An 18,374-nucleotide genomic window follows, 5' to 3' on the forward strand; every position below is an offset into this window, starting at 1 on the left:
CCGCCCGTGGTCGCGACCATCCCGCCGGAGCGACAGATCGGCGCCACCGCGGCACGTCCGTGCCGGGAAACCGACAGTCCCCCGCAGGGATCCTGCGGGGGACTGTCGCTTTCGCGAAGGTGCGTGGACCGGCCTAGCGTCCGTCCGACTCCGAGGACACGGACTCCGCCGCGTGGCCCGCGCGCTGGGCGCGCTCGAGCTCGTCGGCCTCGGCTCCGCCGACCGCCTCGCCGCGGGCGACCATGCCGGCCGTGTCGGAGAGCGTGATCTGCGGGAGGAAGAGCGCGAGCAGGAACGCCACCGCGATGAACGGCAGCAGGTACCAGAACACCGGTGCCAGGGAGTCGGCGTACGCGTTCACGATGCCGTCCTGCACGGCCTCCGGCAGCTTCGCCACGGTCGCGGGGTCGATGCTGCCCGCCGACGAGGCCGCATCGGTCGCCGATCCACCGGCACCACGGAACACGTCGGTGAGCGACGTCGTGAGCCGCGCCGTGAAGAGCGCACCGAACACGGCGGTCCCGAGGGAGGCACCGACCTCGCGGAAGTAGTTGTTCGTCGAGGTGGCGGTCCCGACCTGCTCGGCGGGCACGGCGTTCTGCGCCACGAGGACGACCACCTGCATGATGAGGCCGAGACCCGCACCGAAGACGAACAGGTACGCGCAGATCAGCCAGATCGGGGTGTCCGCCGCGAGCTGGGTCATGGCGAGCATCGCGAGGGCGACGAGGATCGTGCCGATGATCGGGAACATCCGGTAGCGGCCGGTCTTGGTGATCAGGTTGCCGGACGCGATCGAGGTCCCGATGAGGCCGACCATCATCGGCAGCATCAGGAGACCCGAGACCGCGGCCGAGGTGCCAGACGCCATCTGCAGGAACGTCGGGACGAAGCCGATCGCCGCGAACATGCCGATGCCGAGTACGAGGCCGATGCCGGTGGCCAGCAGGAAGGTCCGGTTCTTGAAGAACGACAGCGGCAGGACCGGGTCCGCCGCCCGCGACTCGACGAGCACGAGGAGCGCGGCCGACACGACGAGACCGGCGAACCAGGCCCAGGTCTCGAGGGCATCCCAGCCGTGGTCCTTGCTGCCGCCGAACTCCGAGAAGAACACCAGGCACGTGGTCGCGGCGGACATGAACAGCACGCCGAGCACGTCGATGCGCTTCGTCGCCTTCTTGCTCGGCAGCGTGAGGGCGAACCAGGCGACGAAGAACGCCGCGATGCCGACCGGGATGTTGATGTAGAACGCCCAGTTCCAGGTGAGGTGGTCGACGAAGAAGCCGCCGAGCAGCGGGCCGCCGATCGCGGAGAGGCCGAAGATCGCACCGAGCGGGCCGAGGTACTTGCCGCGCTGCGAAGCGGGCACGATGTCGGCGATGATCGCCTGCGACAGGATCATCAGGCCGCCACCGCCGAGCCCCTGCATCGCACGGAACACGACGAGCTGGGTGAAGTCACCGGCGAAGGCGCACCCGGCCGACGCGATCGTGAACAGGGCGATCGCGATGAGGAACAGGTTGCGGCGACCGAGGACGTCGCCGAACTTGCCGTACACGGGCATCACGATGGTGGAGGCGAGCAGGTACCCGGTCGTCAGCCAGGCCTGGTGCGCGACGCCGCCGAGCTCGCCGACGATGGTGGGCATCGCCGTGGAGACGATGGTCTGGTCGAGGCTGGAGAGCAGCATCCCCGCGATGAGTGCGGAGAAGATGATCCAGATCCGGCGCTGCGTGAGGAGCAGCGGCCCGTCGGAGCCTGGGCGAGCACGCTTGGTGGTGCCCGGCGCGGTGGCGCTCATGGAGTGGTGTCCTGTCCGGTCGTGATGGCCGCCCTCAGCAGGCGGAGGTTCGTGGTGAGCAGCTCGTCGAACGGCGGCCCGGTCGCTTCGTCGAAGGCGTCGTCGAAGAACGTCTCAGCGGTGACCTTGAGCAGCGCGGCGGCGGCCTCGGTGACCAGCCGCGCGCGTCGGTCAGCGGGGTCGTCCCACCCGAACCGCTGCCGCACGGCGTCGGTGATCCGGGCGAGCTGCACGTCGGTCGCGGAGAGGAACCGGGCGACGAGCGCCGGCTCCCGCTCGAACACGCGACGGACGAGGGCTTCGTCCGCACGGTCGATGCCGACGCGGTGGAACTGGTCGATCGCCAGCGCGACGATCGAGTCGAGCGGGTCGAGGTCGTCGGGGACGATCCCGCCAGCGGCGTACTCGTCGATCGCCTCGGCGTCGGCGTTGATCTCGATGCCGAGCACGGCGTCGTCCTTCGACGCGAAGTGGTTGAAGAACGTGCGCCTGGACACCCCGACCGTCTCGCAGAGCTGCTCGATCGTGAAACCGTGCAGCCCGTGCTCGACCGTCGAACGGCGCGCCTCGACGATCATGCGTCGGCGCAGCGCGCGGGTGCGTTCGGTGGTGCTCACCGATCAAGAATTGCACTCTCTGCCTGAAAGTGCAACGAGAGGTCGGGTTACAGCGCCTTCTCGAAGCAGAACGACCACGGCATGGTTGCGGCGTACGGCTCGTACACCGGGATCCGCGTCCAGCCGGTCTTCTCGTAGAGCGCAACGGCCTCGGGCTGCTTGTCGCCCGTCTGCAGGATCAGCCGCTGGGCTCCCCGCTCCCGCGCGACCTGCTCCCCCTCGGCGAGCAGGGCCGTCGCCGCGCCCTTGCCCCGGGCGGCGGCGAGCACGATGAGGCGCTTCAGCTCGACCTCGTCGCCGAGTCGTCGGACGGCGATGTGCCCGAGGGCTTCGCCGTCCTCGTCGATCGCGAGCAGCGAGGTGATGATCGTCTCCGGGTCCACGGCGAGCGCCCGACCACGCTCGGCCGTCACCGCCGGGTCCTCGTCGCCGTTCGACGCGCCGTAGCGCTCGTGCATCTCCTCGTCCATGCGGGCGCGGAGCGCCACTCCTCGGGGGTCCTCCCAGGCGACGCGTTCGATCGTGATCACGACGGACGATCCTGTCACGGATGCCAGCGTCGGCGCGACGAGACGCTCACGCGGCGTCCGCCAACGCGGCGATCGGACCGTCCCCGGCACGCAGCGCCGCGAGGACGGCTGCCGCGTCGTCGTACACCTCGGCCGCGCCGGCACCGCGGAGTTCGTCGCCGCCGATCCCACCGGTCATCACACCGATGCAGGTCACGCCGATGCGGCCGGAGGACTCGACGTCCCACATCGCGTCGCCCACCATCACCGCGGCGTCGGCGTCGACGCCGGCCTTGCGGAGCGCGACCTGGATGATCCCGGGGTCCGGCTTGGCCTGCTCGACGTCCTCGGAGCTCGTCACGGCGGTGATCCAATGCTCGGCGTCCAGCAGTTCCCGCAGCCGCACGAGCTCGTCCTCCGGGGCGCTGGTCGCGAGGACCACGGCGTGCCCGGCCTCGGCGACCGCCTGCAGGAGCTCGCGCGCACCCGGGAGCAGTCGGAGCCGCGGCTGGTGCTCGGCGAAGTACGCCGAGTGGTACTGCTTCGCGGTGTCCCGGGTCTCGTGCGAGGCGTCCGGGAGCAGTTCCTCGAGCAGCTTCGCGGAGTCCATGCCGATCGCTCGGTGGATGCGCCAGGCGTCGACGGACTCGCCGATCGCCAGGAACGCGCGCCACCAGGCGTCGATGTGGGCGTAGTTCGAGTCGACGAGGGTGCCGTCGATGTCGAACAGGACAGCGGTGGAGGGTGCGGCCGGCATCCCTCCACCCTGGCCTGGAGGCACGGATCGCCTCTCAGGGGCGACCGGCGTCCGTCAGACGGTGATCGACTCGCCTGCGGGCAGGATCTGCACCGGCACCGGTCCGAGACCGTCCGGGCCGAGGAACCGTGCCGCGGACTGCTGCCCGAGTTCGCTGAGCATCGCCTCGTGGATCTGCACGGCGTGCTCCGGGGAGACCGCGCGGACGTAGTCGACGGCCTCGGCGGTGCTCGTCCACGGGCCGCTGGTCGGCAGCAGCAGGGTCTGCACGGGGACACCGGGCACGAGGTAGGCGTCGCCCGGGTGGAAGACGGCGCCGTTCACGAGGTACCCGACGTTCGCGATGGTCGGGATGTCGCCGTGGATGACGGCGTGCTCCTCCCCGAAGACCTGCACGGAGAACGGGCCGACCTCGAACGCGTCACCGGCCGAGACGGCGGCGACGCGGCCGTCGTGCGCGCCGAGCTGTTCGACGATCGCGGCGGGCCCGCGGACGACGAGCGAGTCGTTCGCGTCCAGGGCGGCACGGACGGCGCCGACGTCGAAGTGGTCGAAGTGCTCGTGGGTGACGAGGACGGCGACGGCGGCCTTCGCCAGGGCGGCGCCCTCCGGCGTGAAGGTGCCCGGGTCGATGACGAGGGTGGCGCCGTCCTGCTCGAGGACGACGGTGGCGTGGTTGTACTTCGTCAGCTCCATGCCCGCAAGTCTACAACAGTGTTGTACATCAGCGTGGTCGATCCGGATGAGAGGTCGTTCACCGTTCGAGCCGCGCAGCGATGCGGTCGAACAGTTCCGGCACCCGGGCGAGCGCCGCACGCTCCGCCTCCGACAACTCCGACCCGATCACGGACGCGAACGCCCCGGCCCGAGCGCTCCGCTCCCGGAGCATGACCGTGCGGCCGGAGTCCGTCAGGCGGATCACCGAGACCCTCCGGTCCCCGTCCGAGGCCCCCCGCTCCACGAAGCCGCGCTCCTCGAGCTCCGCCACCGTCCGCGACTGCCCCTGGTGCTTCACGCCACGGGCGCGGGCGAGTTCGGCGATGGTCTGCGGCCCCTGCCGGTCGAGCAGGCCCAGGCTCGCACTCTGCGCCTGCGGCAACCCGTCGGTGAGTGCGCGTGTGGCCCGCACGATCCGCCCGATCGACTCGCGGAGCGCTTCGGCGAGGTCGTCCGGGGTCGTCGTCATGCCCTGACGGTACCGGCAGACGGACGGGAGGCGCGTGGCGGACCCGCCACGCGCCTCCCGTCCGTCACTGGGTGACGTCAACTGCTGCGCACGTCGTCCGCAGCACCCTGCGCGTGGTCCTTGACGTCGGACGCGGCGCCCTGCGCCTCGTCCTTGACCGTCTGGGCCGCGTCCTTCGCCGTGCCCGTGAGGTCCTGCGCGTGCTCCTTCGCCGAGTCGCCGAGCTGCGAGCCGACGTCCTTCGCCTGCTCCTTGGCCTCCTCGACGAGGGGTGCCGCCTTGTCCTTCAGCTCACCGGCCAGCTCCTCCTCCTTCTCCGAGGTCGGGATGAGCGACGATGCGAGCCAGCCCGCGCCGAACGCGATGAGGCCGACCGCGAGCGGGTTGCCCTTGGCCTTCTCGACGCCGCGCTGCGCAACGTCCTTCGCGTGACCGGTCGCGCCGGACGCCGAGCCCGACGCGCTCGAGCGGGCGGAGTCGGCCGCGCCCATGACGGACTCACGGACGCCCTGGAACCGGTTCTTCACCTTCTCGGTCTGGCGGTGCGCGATGGCGGACGGGCTGACCTTGTCGGCGAGTGCGTCGACGTCGGAGCCGAGTTCGCCGCGGGTGCGCTCGATCTCGGCGCGGATCTCGTCTGGGGTGCTCATGGCTTCCTCCCGGTGGTGGGCTTGAGTGTCTCGGGGACTTCCTTGGCTGTCTCGATCGTCTGCGGGGCGCCCGTGATCTCCTTGATCTCCTTGCGCCCGCGGACGGCGAGGATCGCGGCGACGATCGCGTAGACGACCGCGATGATCAGTGCCGACCACGCGTTGCCGACGAGGTAGCCGAGACCCCACCAGGCAGCGATGGACAGGAACAGCAGTGCGAACAGCGCGGTGAGGCCGGCGCCGCCGAACATGCCGCCGGCCTTGCCCGCCTTCTTCGCGGAGTCGGTCAGCTCCGCCTTGGCGAGCGCGACCTCTTGTCGGAACAGGTTCGACAGGTCACTCGACACGTCGGAGAGCAGTTCCCCGAGCGGTGTGGTCGCTGCGCGTTCCTCCGGGGTCGGTTCGCCGAGCGGGGACGACCCCGGCACGGTGTGACTCATGCGCCGTCCGCTTCCTTCTCGTGCTTGACCTCGGTGGCGAGCGCCTTCGTCAAGCGTCCGGCGAGGATGCCCGCGCCGGCCGCGATCGCGATGAACGTGCCGGGACGCTTCGCGGCGAAGGACTTCACCTCGTCGAGGAGCGAACCCGGGTCGCGGTTCTCGAGGAACCCGGCAGCGCTGCTCGCGCGGCCCGACAGGTCTCGCACGACCTTGGCGGCGATGCCCTGCTCGTCGTCGTTCTCCGCCATCCGGCCGAGCTGCTCGCCGATGCTGCGGAGGCCACCCGCGGCGCGCTGCTGCTGGTCGGCTGCCTGCTCCTTGAGGGTCTCCGTCGCCTGACCGTAGAGCTGTTTGGCGTGGTCGGTCGCCTCGGACGCGACGTTCGCGGCCTGCTCCTTGGCGGTGCCCGCGACGTCGGAGGCCTTCGCCTTCGCGTCGCCGGCGACGTCCTGCGCGGCGCCCTTGGCCGCGTCGGCCTTGCCGGAGCCGCTGTCGCTCGTCGGGCCGCTGTCGGCCGTCGGGCCGCCGGAGATGCCGGTCGTCGTCGGCGGGAGCTGCTCGTCAGCGGGGAGCGCGTCGAGGGGCTCGCCGAAGCCGGTCTCGTCCTGGACGTACGGGTCGTACACCTGCGGGACGTCCGGATCAGTTGGTCGGGCGGCGGGGACGTCGCTGGCGTACGAGGGGACGGTGACGCCAGGGTGCACCTCGTGCCCCTCGGATGCCGCGGTGCGGTCGTGGATGGGCGTCCCGGAGTCGTTCCCGGGTGGGTTCGTGGTCATGGTCGGCCTTCCGGTTGTCGTCGCCGCCGACGTGCGCCGGAGGCGTTGCGCAACCGAACGTGCGCGCCGCGTCCTGGGTCGCGGTCCAGGAACGTCGCGAAGCGCGGGTCGACTGTCCGTACAGCGCTCGACCGGTTGGATCGGGTGATGACCCGAGTCTCCGTCGTCGTCCCGGTGCGCGACGACGCCGCCCACCTCCGCCAGTGCCTCGACGCCCTCGCCGGACAGTCGGTCCCTGCGGACGAGGTCATCGTGGTCGACAACGGCAGCCGGGACGACAGCGCGGCGGTGGCGGAGTCGGCGGGGGCAGTCGTGCTCACCGAACGCGTCCGAGGCATTGCCCGGGCATCCGCCCGGGGCTACGACAGGGCATCCGGGGACGTGCTCGTCCGACTCGACGCTGACTCGATTCCGCCGCCCGGATGGATCGGCGACGCGCTCCGACTGCTCGACGATCCCGAGGTGGTCGCGGTCACCGGCCCCGGGCGCCCGCACGACGGGAGCCCGGTCGTCGGTCGGGTCTGGGACGCCGTCTACATGCGGCCGTACTTCACCCTGATGTGGGCGGCGCTCGGACGGCCGCCGCTGTTCGGGTCCGCGATGGCGATGCGCCGGGACACCTGGCTCGCGGTCCGCTCCCGCGTCCACCGGTTCGACCCAGAGGTGCACGACGACGTCGACCTGAGCATGCAGCTCGACCCGGCGTGGCGCGTGGTGGCCGATCCGGTGCTCACCGTGGAGGTGTCTGCGCGGCCGTTGTCGGGTCTCGGATCCGCGGTGCTCCGGACGCGGCGGGCGTTCCACACGTTCCGGGTGAACGGGAGGCGGGCGAACCCGGTGCGGCGGTGGGCGCGGCGGTCGCGGGTCGCGGTACACCGACGGGCCGCCACCGGGTGGTGGCGCGCCCGCTGACGGAGTCGGACTGCCCATGCGCGGGGCGGCGGCGCCGGCGCTGGTCGTTCTCGTCGGACTGGTGCCCGCGCCTGCCGAGCCCTGCGTGCACCCCGTCACGGCGACACCTACTCCACGCGCGGTGACGTCGGTATCCACATCCAGCAGTCGAACACCACGACGTCGGGGTTGCTCGACGACGTGATCGCCCACGCCTTCTAGCGGAGCGCGACCCAGACGGGGAAGGCAGCGGCGGCGCTCCATGCCTGGGGGCGGCAGGCGGCCGGGTACGGTGCCGGACACGTGACGACGGACGCGTCGTCGCCCGCGTGCAGCTCGGGCATCCGGAAGTCGAACGCCACCGCCGCGGCGAGGAGCTGCTCGGACAGGACCCGGGCCTCCTCGTGGTGTCCGGAGCGGGTGAGGCCCGCGATCACCACGGCGGTGTCGTGTGCCCAGACGGTGCCCCCGTGGTAGCTGAGCGGCCAGTACCCGACCGCGGTCGTGGAGAGGGTCCGGAGGCCGAAGCCGCTCGCCAGGTCCGGGCTCACGACGCGTGCCGCGACGACGGCCTCCTCGTCCGGGGTGAGCAGGCCGGTGCCGAGCAGGTGGCCGATGTTGCTGGTGGCCGAGTCGACCGGGCGCTTCCGGGCATCGAGGGCGATCGCCGGGTACCGGCCGACGTCGTCAGCCACCCAGAAGGCGTCGCGGAACCGATCGGCGAGGTGTCCGGCCCAGGCACGCCAATCGTCGCCGCCGGAGCGGCCGAACGCGTCGAGCAGATCGGCGCCGTGGACCGCTGCCTCGTGGGCGTAGCCCTGCACCTCGCACAGGGCGATCGGGCCGTCCGCGAGGGTGCCGTCGCGCCACTGCACGCTGTCACCGGAGTCCTTCCAGCCCTGGTTCGCCAGCCCGCGGCCGGACTCGTCGACGTACTCGAGCAGTCCGTCGCCGTCCGCGTCGCCGTGGTCGCGCATCCACGCCAGCGCCCGTTCGAGCGTCGGCAGGAGCGCTTCGACCTCGGCGGCGGGGAGCCCGGCCCGCCAGGCGTCGTGGAGCAGGCACACCCAGAGCGCCGTCGCGTCGACCGTGCCGTAGTAGAGCGGTGGCAGCGAGATCTCGTCGTTGTCGACCGGCAGGGACGCCTGGCGGAGCTCGTGCATGATCTTGCCGGGCTGCTCGGCGGTCGCGGGGTCGTCCGCGGTGCCCTGCAGCGCGGCGAGGACCCGGAGGGTCCCCCCGGCGGTGCTCGTGTCGACGGGCAGCAGGAAGCGGGCGGCCCAGATCGAGTCACGCCCGAACAGGGTGAAGAACCACGGGGCGCCGGCGGCGAGGAACGCGCCCTCCGGCCGCGCCAGCCGCAGTGCGTCGAGGTCGTCGACGGCACGCTCCAGCCAGCGCCGGAGCCGGTCGTCCTGCACGCCGGTGGGGACGTCGAACGGGCGCGGGGTGGTCACGCCGTCAACGACGGCGTCGGGTGCCTCCACGGCGCAGTCCCAGCCGAGGTCGACCTGGTGCGCGCGCTCCGTCCGCCAGCGCAGCACGACGTCACCGTCCTCGACGCGGACGGCTGCTCCGGGGGCGTCGAGCCGGACCCGCACGGAGCCCGAGGTCCACGACGCGGACTCGCCCACGGCGTCGGCGGCGACGGGCTCGGGACCGCGTCCGGCCTTCACGGCGTCCATCCCGGCGGCGTCCGGGGTGATCCGGACGGTCACGACGAGTTGCTCGGTGCTCGCCTCGGGCCGCCGGAGCCGATCGGTGACGAGCAGACGCTCCCCCACGCCGTCGATGCGCACCGTCCGACGCCGGTCGAGGCGGACGTCCGGGTCGGCTCCGGCACCGTCGAGGCCGCGCAGGAGTCCGGTGAAGACGACCTCGCGGGCACCGGCGGGCACGACGGCGACCGGCTCCACCTCGGTGTGCTCGACGCTGACGCGCACGGCGGAGACGAACCGCTGGTCGCCGGTCCAGTACCCGTGCACGGGGTTCGCGCCGATCGCGCCGTCACGCCCGGACCACGCCTGCGTCGGTGCGGCGATGACGGCGACCTCGTCGTGGAGCAGTGGCTGCAGCGGGACGCTCGGGACGGTCGTGGCGGCGGGAGTGGTGATGGTGGCGGTCATGGGGCTTCCTCGTCGACGAGTTCGGGGGACGGGGTCCAGGCGCTGGGCGTCCAGCTGGGGACGGTTCGGGGGACGTCGGGCAGCCGACGCACGGGGAGCGCCTCGGCACGGACGCCGCTCGGGTCGCCGGGGTCACGGGTGATCCGCACCGCCCGGCCGCCGTCGTGGTCGGTCACGGCCTCGACGAGCGTCGCCGCGCGGCCGCGGTAGAGGACGCCGACGCCCTCGTCGAGCTCGATGCCGTCCGGGAGGGCACCGTCGGCGACGGCTGCGCGAAAGACCGGCGACCGGTTCGGGTCCGAGTCGGTGTGGACGCCGAGCGAACCGGGCACGAGGCCGAGTCCGTCGGCGACGACCGACGGGTGCGGGCCGTGGCTCTGGGTGACACCGCCGCCGTGCCAGCACAGGGCACCGGCCGATCCACCGGCGAGCACCACCCCTGCCTGCCAGGCCTCGCGCAGGACGTCGTCGAGACCGTGGGCACGCCACACGGCGAGCAGGTTGACGACGGAGCCGCCGGAGACCCAGACGACGTCGGCGCCGAGGACGGCGTCCCGCAGTGACGGCACGTTCCGTCTCGGGAAGAACCGCAGGTGCGACGCCTCGACCCCGACCGCACGGGCCGCGGCGAGTTCGGCGCCCTCGACGGTCCGCTGGTCCCCGCCGGCGGTGTTCACGTGCAGCACGCGGGGCGCTCGACCGGCGGGGACGCGGGCGAGCCGGACGGCCTCGAACAGCAGCGGACCGTAGGCCGAGTCGTCCCACTCGCCGCCGATCAGTCCGCCGCAGGTGGCCAGGATCGTGGGTTCGGTCGCGCTCATGCCGGTGCGCTCATTCCTTGACCGCCCCGTCGCTGGAGTTCATGATCCGCTTCTGGAACACGAAGAACGCGACCGCGACCGGGATGGTCATGACGAATGCCGCCGCGAGCTTGACGGGGTACTGGTTCCCCGCGCTCAGTGCTCCCGACGCCAGCGACGCGACGCCCTTGGTGAGGGTGGTGAGCCCGGGCGAGGACGACGACACGATGAAGTGCGGCAGCTCGTTCCAGGACGCCTGGAACGACAGGATCGTGATCGTCACGACGGCGGGACGTGCCATCGGGAGGACGATCGACCAGAACGTGCGGAACGTGCCCGCGCCGTCGATCTTCGCCTGCTCCTCGACGCTCACCGGGATCGACTCGAAGAAGTTCTTCATGATGAACACCCCGGCGGCGTCGACGAGCAGCGGCACGATCATGCCGGAGTACGAGTCGTACATGCCGAGCTGGTTGATCACGAGGAACTTCGGGATGAGCAGCACCACCCCGGGCACGGCCATCACGGCCACCAACGCGGCGAACACCGTCTGGCGTCCGCGGAACCGCAGGCGGGCGAGCGCGTACCCGGCGAGGGAGTCGAAGAAGATCCGGCCGAGCGTGACGAAGACCGCGACGATCACCGAGTTCATCGTCCAGATGCCGAAGTCGGAGTTCTGGAACAGCGACCCGAACGCGGCGGCGGTCCACGTCGTCGGCAGGGCGAGCGGGTGGAGCGAGGCGTCCTGGTCGGTCTTGAACGCGTTGACGATCGCGACGTAGAACGGCAGCAGGTAGACCACCGCGATCGCGATGCCGACGACCAGCAGTGCGATGCTGCGCGGGGTGAGCCGACGCGGCCGCCGGCCCGGGCCGGGTGCCTGCGCGACGGTGGCGGCGCGCAGGTCCGGCACCGTGCCTCCAGGCCGTGCTGAGGTGGGTGTGCTCGTCATCGCACCGATCCCTTCTCGATCCAGCGCATGCGGCGCCGGGACACTGGGCGCTCGCGCAGCGCCCAGCGCTGCAGCAGCGTGAAGACGACGATGATGCCGAACAGGATGAACGCGATCGCCGCGCCGACGCCCCACTGCTGGCTCTGGAACGCGGACGTGTACGACAGGTACGCGGGTGTCAGCGTCGTGTTGGCCGGTGCCCCCTTCGTGCCCGTGTAGATCTGGTCGAAGATCTGCCACGTGCCGATCAGCCCGAGGGTCAGGACGGTGAAGAGCGTCGGTCGGAGCTGCGGCAACGTGATGCGCCAGAAGCGGGTCCAGGCCCCCGCGCCGTCGATCATCGCCGCCTCGTCGATGTCCGGCGACAGGTTCTGCAGCGCCGCGAGGAACAGCAGCATGAACGTGCCGCTCGTCGTGAACACCGCCAGCAGGATGAACGCGGTCATCGCGACCGAGGGTCCGGCGAGCCACTCCCACCACGAGATGCCGAGCATCGTGTGGTCGGCGAGCACCGCCGGCGGGTTCCCGGCGCCGAGGTGGAACAGCCCGGTCGGCTCGTTGAACCAGTTCGGCCCGTGCACCCCGACCCAGCTGATGATCTTGTTGACCGCACCGGTCGACGAGAACAGGAACAGCCAGAGCACGGTGATGGCGACGGAACTCGTCACCGAGGGGAAGTAGAACGCGGTCCGGAAGAAGCCGCGCCCGCGCAGGGCCCGCCCGTTCACGAGGAGGGCGAGGCCGAGCGCGACGGCGGTCTGCAGCGGCACGACGAACACGACGTACCAGAGGTTGTTCCGCAGGGCCGTGCCGAAGTTCTGCTCGTCGAGGCCGCCGCCACCGAGGATCTTCGCGTAGTTCTGCCCGCCGACGAACGAGACGTCGGAGGAGAACGGGCTGCCGACCCCGTGCCAGTCGGAGAGGCTCACCCACGCGGCCATGAGCACCGGGACGGCGAGGAACAGACCGAGCACGATGATCGTCGGCGCGGTGAACAGCCAGCCGGAGACGGCTTCGGCGCGGTTCTTCCGGGACACCGGGTCAGCCCTTCAGCGCGGCGGCCATGTTCTTCTGGACGCCCTCGAGCAGGGTCTTCGTGTCGGTCGACTCGAGACTGCCGAGCTTGGAGTCGAAGTCGGCGATGACGTCCGCGGTGCCGGCCTTGTTGGGCACGCCGTGGGCGCTGTCCGCCTCGTCGAGGAAGGCCGCGTACTGCGGGTACTCCTGCTTCCACTTGCTCGCCGCGGACTCGACGGACGGCATGACGCCGAACGCCTTCGCGAACGACAGCTGCTGCGTCGTGCTCGTCATCTTCTCGACGAAGTCCAGGGCCGCCTTCTGGTTCGGCGAGTCCTTCGCGATGCCCCAGCAGTTCGTGAACTGGAGCGTGCCGGCGCCCTTCGGGCCCTTCGGCAGCTGGACCACCTTGTAGTCGACGCCCGGGTAGCTCGACGACATCGCGCCGGTGAGCCAGTTGCCCTCGACGGTCATCGCGGCCTTGTCCTTGCCGAACGCGTCGCCGCCCCAGCTCTCGCCGAGGTCGCTGGAGAACTTCGTGGAGCCGTCCTGGAGCAGGCCCTTCACGTAGTCGAGCGCCGTGACGTTCGCGGCCGAGTCGACGGTGGCCTTCGTCTGGTCGGCGTTCGTGAGGGCACCGCCGGCCTGCGCCATGAAGGCACCGAGGCGCTCGTACTGCGGGCTCATGGTCAGGCCCACGCGCCCGTCCCGGGTGAGCTTCTTCGCCACGCTGGCGAGTTGGTCCCAGGTCGTCGGGACGTCGCTGTCGGTGAGCCCGGCCGCCTTCCAGTCCTTCGTGTTGATGAACAGCGCGAGGGTGGAGAAGTCCTTCGGGGCGCAGTACAGCTGGTCGTCGACGGTGAACGACTTGGTCAGGGTCGGGTAGAAGTCGCCCTTGTTCGACAGGTCGTCGCCGTACGCCAGGAGCGAGCCGTTCGAGGCGTAGCCGGTGAGCGCCGAGGTGCTGACGTAGAACACGTCGGCGGGCTTGCCGGACGCGAAGCCCTGGGCGAGCTGCTGGTCGAGGTTGTTGGCCGGCTGCACGGAGACCCCGGTGCCGGAGGACTTCGACCAGGCGGCGGCCGCGCTCTTCACGGCTGCGGTCTCGGCATCGCCCGACGAGCCGATGAGGACGGTGAGGTCCTTGTCGCTCGAGGTGAGCTTGCCGGCGCCGCCGGTGGCGTCGCCGGACCCGCTCCCGCTGAAGCCGGAGCCGCAGGCGGAGAGGGTCAGGGCTGCGGTGAGCGCCATCGCTCCCGCGGTCAGCATGCGTGCTGTGCGTCGTTGCATCGGGTGGACTCCTCGTCGAGTGTCGGGTTCGATCGTTCAAATTTGATCGATCAAACGACATGACCATACACCTCGGAGGCGCTACGGTGAACCCCATGACGCACCCCGCCACCGTCGCCGACGTCGCCCTCGCGGCGGGTGTCTCCCGGCAGACCGTGTCGAACGTGCTGAACCGGCCCGAGGTCGTCCGACCCGAGACCCTGTCCCGGGTGCAGGCCGCCATCCAGGGCCTCGGGTACCGCCCGCACGCCTCCGCCAGGCGCCTCCGCACCCGGCAGAGCTCGACCCTCGGTGTCCGGCTCGAGCCCGTGCACGGCATCTCCGGTGCCGTGCTCGACCGGTTCCTGCACGCCCTCGTCGAGAGCGCCGACGAGCGCGGGATGCGGATCCTGCTCTTCACCGCCACCGACGTCGACGACGAGCTCACCCACATGGAGCGGCTCGTCGAGGGGTCGGACGTCGACGGGTTCGTGCTCACCTCGACGTTCCACGGCGACCCCCGCGCGGCCTGGCTCGGCGACCGGGACATCCCCTTCGTCACCTTCGGCCGACCGTGGGGCCTGCCGGACATGGACGCCGCCCCGCACCCGTGGGTCGACGTCGACGGACGCTCCGGGCTGTGCGAGGCCACGGACCACCTGGTGGCGCAGGGGCACCGGCGGGTCGGGTTCCTGGGCTGGCCGAGTCCGTCCGGCCAGGGCGACGAGCGGCGCCGGGGGTGGCAGGACGCGATGCGTGCGGCCGGGCTGCCGGATGCCGACGGTCTGACGAGCGAGGACGACGTCGCGGCCGCCACCCGCACGGTCGCGGCCGCGATCGACGACGGGGCCGGGTTCGACGCCCTGGTGTGCGCCTCCGACACGCTCGCGCTCGGCGCCCGGTTCGCGCTCGGCAGCGGAGTGCCCGTGGTCGGGTACGACGACACCCCGGTCGCCGAGGCACTCGGCATCTCGAGCGTGGAACAGCCCCTCGTCGAGGTCGCCTCGGCTGCGGTCGAGCTGCTGATGGGCACGGGGCGGTCCGTGCTGCCGGCGTCGACCGGGCACCGGCTCCTGGCGCCCCGGGTGGTCTGGCGCGGCTGATCCCGCTACGAGCTGCGCGTCGGCCGCGCCCGCACGTGCGCCCGCTCCCCCTGCGGCCCGTACAGGCACAGCACCTCGGTCACCTCGTCGGTCACGTTGCCGATCCAGTGCGGGGTGTGCGTGTCGAACTCGGCCACCTCGCCCGGCCCGAGGTCCAGGTCGTGCTCCCCGAGGACGAGCCGCAGCCGGCCGGAGAGCACGTAGAGCCACTCGTAGCCCTCGTGCGTCTTGAGCGACGGTTCACCGCCGGGCGAGTTCGGCGGGAACAGCTGCTTGAACGACCGCACGCCCCCTGTTCGCCGGGTGAGTGGCACGACCACGCGCCCACCGTGCAGCTCCGGCTTGAGGTGCACGCGCGGATCCCCGGTCTGCGGCGCTCCGACGAGGTCGTCGAGCGGCACCTGGTACGCGCGGGCGAGCGGCAGGAGGAGTTCGAGCGTCGGCTTCCGCTGCCCCGACTCCAGCCGCGACAGCGTCGAGACCGAGATCCCGGTCTCGGCCGCGAGGGCGGCGAGCGTGACGTCGCGGTGCGCACGCAGGGCCCGGAGTCGAGGGCCGACCCCGTCGACCACCTGGGCGGTCGTGCGTGGGGGGATCCGTTCCTCCCGGCCGTGGGTCATGGCGACCATGTTGCCAGATCAGCAAGCATCGTTGCCAGCCGCGCACCCAACCACGCAGGATGCACGCATGCGAGATCACCACGACGTCATCGTCATCGGCGGAGCTGCCGCCGGCCTGTCAGCCGCACTCATCCTCGGTCGCTCCCGTCGCGCCGTCCTCGTCGTCGACGCGGGCGAACCCCGCAACGCGCCCGCGGAGGGCGCGCACAACTACCTCGGGCGCGAGGGCGCGTCGCCGTCGGAGCTGTACCGGATCGGGCGCGACGAGGTCGCCGCCTACGGCGTCGAGGTGACGGCCGGGAGGATCGTGGCCGCGTCGGCCACCGACGGCGACGGGATCGACCCGGTCGGCTTCTCGGTCACCCTGGAGTCCGGCGCGGTCGTCACGGCGCGCAGGCTGGTCGTCGCCTCCGGCGCCGTCGACGTCCTGCCGGAGGTCCCGGGGCTCGCCGAGCAGTGGGGGCGCGGAGTCGTCCACTGTCCGTTCTGCCACGGGTGGGAGGTCCGTGACCAGCGCATCGGCGTCCTGGTGACGACACCGAACGGGGCGCACCACGCGCTCATGTTCCGGGCGCTGAGCGAGGACGTGACGGCGTTCGTCACCGATCCGACGCTCGTCGACGACACTGCCATGGCAGGTTTGCGAGCGCGCGGGATCAAGGTCGTGGCGGGCCCGGTCGCGGAGGTGCTGTCCTCGGACGGTGTCCTCAGCGGCGTGCGACTCGGGTCGGGCGACGTCGTCCCGCTCGACGCCCTCGCCGCCGCCAGCAGCGTCGAGGCCCGGGTCGGGTTCCTGTCTGGCCTGGGGCTCGAGGCGGTCGACCAGGTCATGGGTGACTTCCGGTTCGGGAGCGCCCTGTCCGTGGACGCGGCCGGGCAGACGTCGGTCCGCGGGGTGTACGCGGCCGGGAACGTGGCATCCCCGATGGCGACCGTCATCGCATCCGCCGCGGCGGGGACGCAGGCGGGCGCCGCGGTGCACGGTGACCTGGTGCAGGCCGACCTGGCGGCGGCGCTGGCGGGCGTGGGCACGGGCACGGGCACGGGCACGGGCACGGGCACGGGGCGAGTCTCGGCCTGAGCGACGCTTCTCGCGCTCGGAGCCGCGAGGAGTGTCGCCCGCCCCGAGTCTCGGCGAAGTCGACCCGAGACCCGGGCCGGTCAGTCGACGCGGTAGCCCGCCTGGGCGGCCAGCAGCGGCGCGAGCGTGTACAGCTGGTCGGCGGCGATCGTGGCACCGCGGAAGCCCTCGAGCCGCTCGACCCGGTCGAGGTCGGCGCCCCGGAGGTCCACGTGGTCGATCCGGGTGTTCGACCCCTCGGCCGCCCGGATCCGCGTGCCGTCGAACGACACCCGGAGCAGTCGGGCATCGGCGATGTCGAGCTCGTCGATGACGCAGTCGCGGAACACGACGTCGGTGAGCGTCGAGCCGCGCAGGTTCACGAAGCCGAGCTTCATCCCGACGAACTCGACGCCGTTCAGCCCGGCGTCGTACAGCTCGGCCGAACCCACACGCCCGCCGCCGATCCGGACCTCGCGCCACGCGCTGCTCGACGCCCGGAGGACCGGGGCGTCGAGGACCTCCACGACCGAGTCCCGCACCCGGAGCCCGCGGAGGTCGGCGCCGTCGACCCGGAGCGTGCCGATCACCGACTCCTCGATCTCGACGTCGGGCAGGCGCTCCCCGGCGAGGTCGAGGGTCTCGATGCGCTTCCCCTCGATGCGGTCGCCGGTCAGGACGTCACCGGGTCCTGGGGTCCAGTCGTCGAGGTCGGCGGGTTCGGTCAGGGTGATCCGTGGGGCGTCGGTACCGGAGCTGCGGGGCATGGGCTCAGTCTGCCGGGTGGGACCGACGTCGGAGCTCGCTGTCGAGCACGTAGTCCTTGGCGGGGCCGTGCGCCTCCCACCGGACCGTCCAGCGGTCGGCGTCACCGGCGAGGACCCCCGTGTAGTCGTCCGGCGCGCACGCGTGGTCGACGCGCGCTCCCCAGACCCAGTCGTGGAAGGGCCGGCCGTCGGCGAAGAAGACCGTCCACCGGTCGTCATCGGCTCGTCGCACGTGCAGGGTCCTCGAGACGGGCACCGTCCGGCCGTCGAAGGTCATCGTGCCGGACTCGTCCCAGCGGACCTCGCCCGGGCCGGTGCTCGTCAGGGTGGTCGTGCCGGTCACGATCCCGTCGACACCGGCACGCCGATCGTCCACGCGGCGACGGAGCACCCAGTCCCCGAGCAGGTCCGTCGGCAGCAGCACCCGCCCAGGCTAGCCGCGGAGGACCTCGGCGCGGGCCTCGCGGTGCTCGTCGTCGGAGATGACCCCGCGGGCGTGCAGGTCGTCGAGCTCGGCGAGCCGCTGCTCGTGTCGACGTCCCGGCGCGCGTCGAGCGCGTCGGACGACGAGCACGACCACAACGACGACGGCCACCACGACGAGCACGGCGACGACGCTCCACACGAGGTCGTACACCGGCGGCACCAGCGGGTTGTGGGTCTCCTCGGCGAAGGTCACGGGCGGAGGGCCTCGGCGCGCGCCGCACGGTGCTCGTCGTCGGAGATGACGCCGCGGGCGTGCAGGTCGTTCAGCTCGGCGAGCCGCTGCTCGAGCGACTTCTCGGGCGCGAGCGTCCGGCTCTGCACGGCCTGGTACGCCAGGTCCTCCTGCACGGTGAACGGGTTCTGGCCCCGCTTCGCCATCCGGGCACTGCGGACGATGATCGTCACGACGATCGCGACGAAGCCGAGACCGATCACGACCGCGCCCACACCCCACAGGATGCCGAACGCACCCAGACCCTCGCCGCTGCCGTCACTGAGCAGATCTCCGAACACGTCGTCCCCCTTCGTCGGAACGATCTGACCG

The 18,374-nt window shown here is 71.8% G+C and carries 22 protein-coding genes; 3 read left to right on the top strand and 19 right to left on the bottom strand.

What is annotated here, in order from left to right; translation table 11 throughout:
* Window positions 1–133 precede the first annotated feature (133 nt).
* From CRP27_RS15825 to CRP27_RS15865, 9 genes are all read right to left on the bottom strand, one after another.
* Entirely contained in the window at window positions 134–1,801 is a 1,668-nt protein-coding gene (locus CRP27_RS15825) for an MDR family MFS transporter (RefSeq protein WP_097181588.1), read from the bottom strand.
* On the bottom strand, window positions 1,798–2,418 hold the full coding sequence (locus tag CRP27_RS15830) for a TetR/AcrR family transcriptional regulator (RefSeq protein WP_176505648.1): 621 nt from the start codon (window positions 2,416–2,418) through the stop codon (window positions 1,798–1,800). The genes CRP27_RS15825 and CRP27_RS15830 overlap by 4 nt, the downstream gene beginning before the upstream one ends.
* Window positions 2,419–2,465: 47 nt before the next feature.
* The gene (locus CRP27_RS15835) at window positions 2,466–2,948 is read right to left on the bottom strand and encodes a GNAT family N-acetyltransferase (RefSeq protein WP_255257627.1); all 483 of its coding nucleotides are present in this window, start codon (window positions 2,946–2,948) and stop codon (window positions 2,466–2,468) included.
* 46 nt (window positions 2,949–2,994) lie between these two features.
* On the bottom strand, window positions 2,995–3,684 hold the full coding sequence (locus CRP27_RS15840) for an HAD family hydrolase (protein ID WP_097181589.1): 690 nt from the start codon (window positions 3,682–3,684) through the stop codon (window positions 2,995–2,997).
* 54 nt (window positions 3,685–3,738) lie between these two features.
* Window positions 3,739–4,380 carry an MBL fold metallo-hydrolase gene (locus CRP27_RS15845; protein ID WP_097181590.1) on the bottom strand — a complete coding sequence of 214 codons (642 nt, stop codon included), beginning with the start codon at window positions 4,378–4,380 and terminating at the stop codon, window positions 3,739–3,741.
* Between the two features lie 58 nt (window positions 4,381–4,438).
* Window positions 4,439–4,870 (bottom strand): MarR family winged helix-turn-helix transcriptional regulator, encoded by a 432-nt coding sequence (locus tag CRP27_RS15850; RefSeq protein WP_097181591.1) that lies wholly within the window; start codon window positions 4,868–4,870, stop codon window positions 4,439–4,441.
* Between the two features lie 77 nt (window positions 4,871–4,947).
* Window positions 4,948–5,520 (bottom strand): DUF3618 domain-containing protein, encoded by a 573-nt coding sequence (locus CRP27_RS15855; protein ID WP_097181592.1) that lies wholly within the window; start codon window positions 5,518–5,520, stop codon window positions 4,948–4,950.
* On the bottom strand, window positions 5,517–5,960 hold the full coding sequence (locus CRP27_RS15860; RefSeq protein WP_097181593.1) for a phage holin family protein: 444 nt from the start codon (window positions 5,958–5,960) through the stop codon (window positions 5,517–5,519). The genes CRP27_RS15855 and CRP27_RS15860 overlap by 4 nt, the downstream gene beginning before the upstream one ends.
* Entirely contained in the window at window positions 5,957–6,739 is a 783-nt protein-coding gene (locus tag CRP27_RS15865) for a hypothetical protein (RefSeq protein ID WP_097181594.1), read from the bottom strand. The genes CRP27_RS15860 and CRP27_RS15865 overlap by 4 nt, the downstream gene beginning before the upstream one ends.
* A 147-nt stretch (window positions 6,740–6,886) precedes the next feature.
* Between CRP27_RS15865 and CRP27_RS15870 the strand changes: the two genes are divergently transcribed.
* Window positions 6,887–7,651 carry a glycosyltransferase family 2 protein gene (locus CRP27_RS15870; protein ID WP_097181595.1) on the top strand — a complete coding sequence of 255 codons (765 nt, stop codon included), beginning with the start codon at window positions 6,887–6,889 and terminating at the stop codon, window positions 7,649–7,651.
* A 197-nt stretch (window positions 7,652–7,848) separates the two neighbouring features.
* Here CRP27_RS15870 and CRP27_RS15875 read toward each other — a convergent pair whose 3' ends face one another.
* The 5 genes from CRP27_RS15875 to CRP27_RS15895 are packed head-to-tail and all read right to left on the bottom strand — an operon-like array spanning window position 7,849 to window position 13,815.
* Complete coding sequence (locus CRP27_RS15875) at window positions 7,849–9,756, bottom strand: amylo-alpha-1,6-glucosidase (protein WP_097181596.1); 1,908 nt, start codon at window positions 9,754–9,756, stop codon at window positions 7,849–7,851.
* Entirely contained in the window at window positions 9,753–10,577 is an 825-nt protein-coding gene (locus tag CRP27_RS15880) for a Type 1 glutamine amidotransferase-like domain-containing protein (RefSeq protein ID WP_097181597.1), read from the bottom strand. Before CRP27_RS15880 ends, CRP27_RS15875 begins: the two co-directional genes overlap by 4 nt.
* A gap of 10 nt (window positions 10,578–10,587) precedes the next feature.
* Entirely contained in the window at window positions 10,588–11,508 is a 921-nt protein-coding gene (locus CRP27_RS15885; RefSeq protein ID WP_097181598.1) for a carbohydrate ABC transporter permease, read from the bottom strand.
* Window positions 11,505–12,545, bottom strand: coding sequence for a carbohydrate ABC transporter permease (locus tag CRP27_RS15890; protein WP_255257628.1), 1,041 nt, complete (start codon window positions 12,543–12,545; stop codon window positions 11,505–11,507). The genes CRP27_RS15885 and CRP27_RS15890 overlap by 4 nt, the downstream gene beginning before the upstream one ends.
* Before the next feature lie 4 nt (window positions 12,546–12,549).
* The gene (locus CRP27_RS15895; protein ID WP_097181599.1) at window positions 12,550–13,815 is read right to left on the bottom strand and encodes an extracellular solute-binding protein; all 1,266 of its coding nucleotides are present in this window, start codon (window positions 13,813–13,815) and stop codon (window positions 12,550–12,552) included.
* A gap of 95 nt (window positions 13,816–13,910) precedes the next feature.
* On the opposite strand from CRP27_RS15895, the gene CRP27_RS15900 reads away from it, so the two are divergent.
* Window positions 13,911–14,897, top strand: coding sequence for a LacI family DNA-binding transcriptional regulator (locus CRP27_RS15900; protein ID WP_097181600.1), 987 nt, complete (start codon window positions 13,911–13,913; stop codon window positions 14,895–14,897).
* A gap of 5 nt (window positions 14,898–14,902) precedes the next feature.
* On the opposite strand, the gene CRP27_RS15905 is transcribed toward CRP27_RS15900, so the two are convergent.
* Entirely contained in the window at window positions 14,903–15,517 is a 615-nt protein-coding gene (locus tag CRP27_RS15905) for a helix-turn-helix domain-containing protein (protein WP_097181782.1), read from the bottom strand.
* A 67-nt stretch (window positions 15,518–15,584) separates the two neighbouring features.
* Here CRP27_RS15905 and CRP27_RS15910 point away from each other — a divergent pair, with 67 nt between their 5' ends.
* Complete coding sequence (locus tag CRP27_RS15910; protein ID WP_097181601.1) at window positions 15,585–16,598, top strand: NAD(P)/FAD-dependent oxidoreductase; 1,014 nt, start codon at window positions 15,585–15,587, stop codon at window positions 16,596–16,598.
* 80 nt (window positions 16,599–16,678) lie between these two features.
* On the opposite strand, the gene CRP27_RS15915 is transcribed toward CRP27_RS15910, so the two are convergent.
* The 4 genes from CRP27_RS15915 to CRP27_RS15930 are packed head-to-tail and all read right to left on the bottom strand — an operon-like array spanning window position 16,679 to window position 18,343.
* Window positions 16,679–17,344: a pentapeptide repeat-containing protein gene (locus CRP27_RS15915; protein WP_097181602.1), complete on the bottom strand. Its 666-nt coding sequence runs from the start codon at window positions 17,342–17,344 to the stop codon at window positions 16,679–16,681.
* A gap of 4 nt (window positions 17,345–17,348) precedes the next feature.
* Window positions 17,349–17,768, bottom strand: coding sequence for a DUF6314 family protein (locus tag CRP27_RS15920; RefSeq protein ID WP_097181603.1), 420 nt, complete (start codon window positions 17,766–17,768; stop codon window positions 17,349–17,351).
* Between the two features lie 9 nt (window positions 17,769–17,777).
* On the bottom strand, window positions 17,778–18,023 hold the full coding sequence (ccmI, locus tag CRP27_RS18555) for a c-type cytochrome biogenesis protein CcmI (RefSeq protein WP_097181604.1): 246 nt from the start codon (window positions 18,021–18,023) through the stop codon (window positions 17,778–17,780).
* Window positions 18,020–18,343, bottom strand: a complete 324-nt coding sequence (locus tag CRP27_RS15930; RefSeq protein WP_097181605.1) for an SHOCT domain-containing protein — start codon at window positions 18,341–18,343, stop codon at window positions 18,020–18,022. Before CRP27_RS15930 ends, ccmI begins: the two co-directional genes overlap by 4 nt.
* Window positions 18,344–18,374 lie beyond the last annotated feature (31 nt).

It is taken from the genome of Curtobacterium sp. 314Chir4.1 (genome assembly GCF_900215175.1).
GTDB classification, from domain to species: domain Bacteria; phylum Actinomycetota; class Actinomycetes; order Actinomycetales; family Microbacteriaceae; genus Curtobacterium; species Curtobacterium pusillum_A.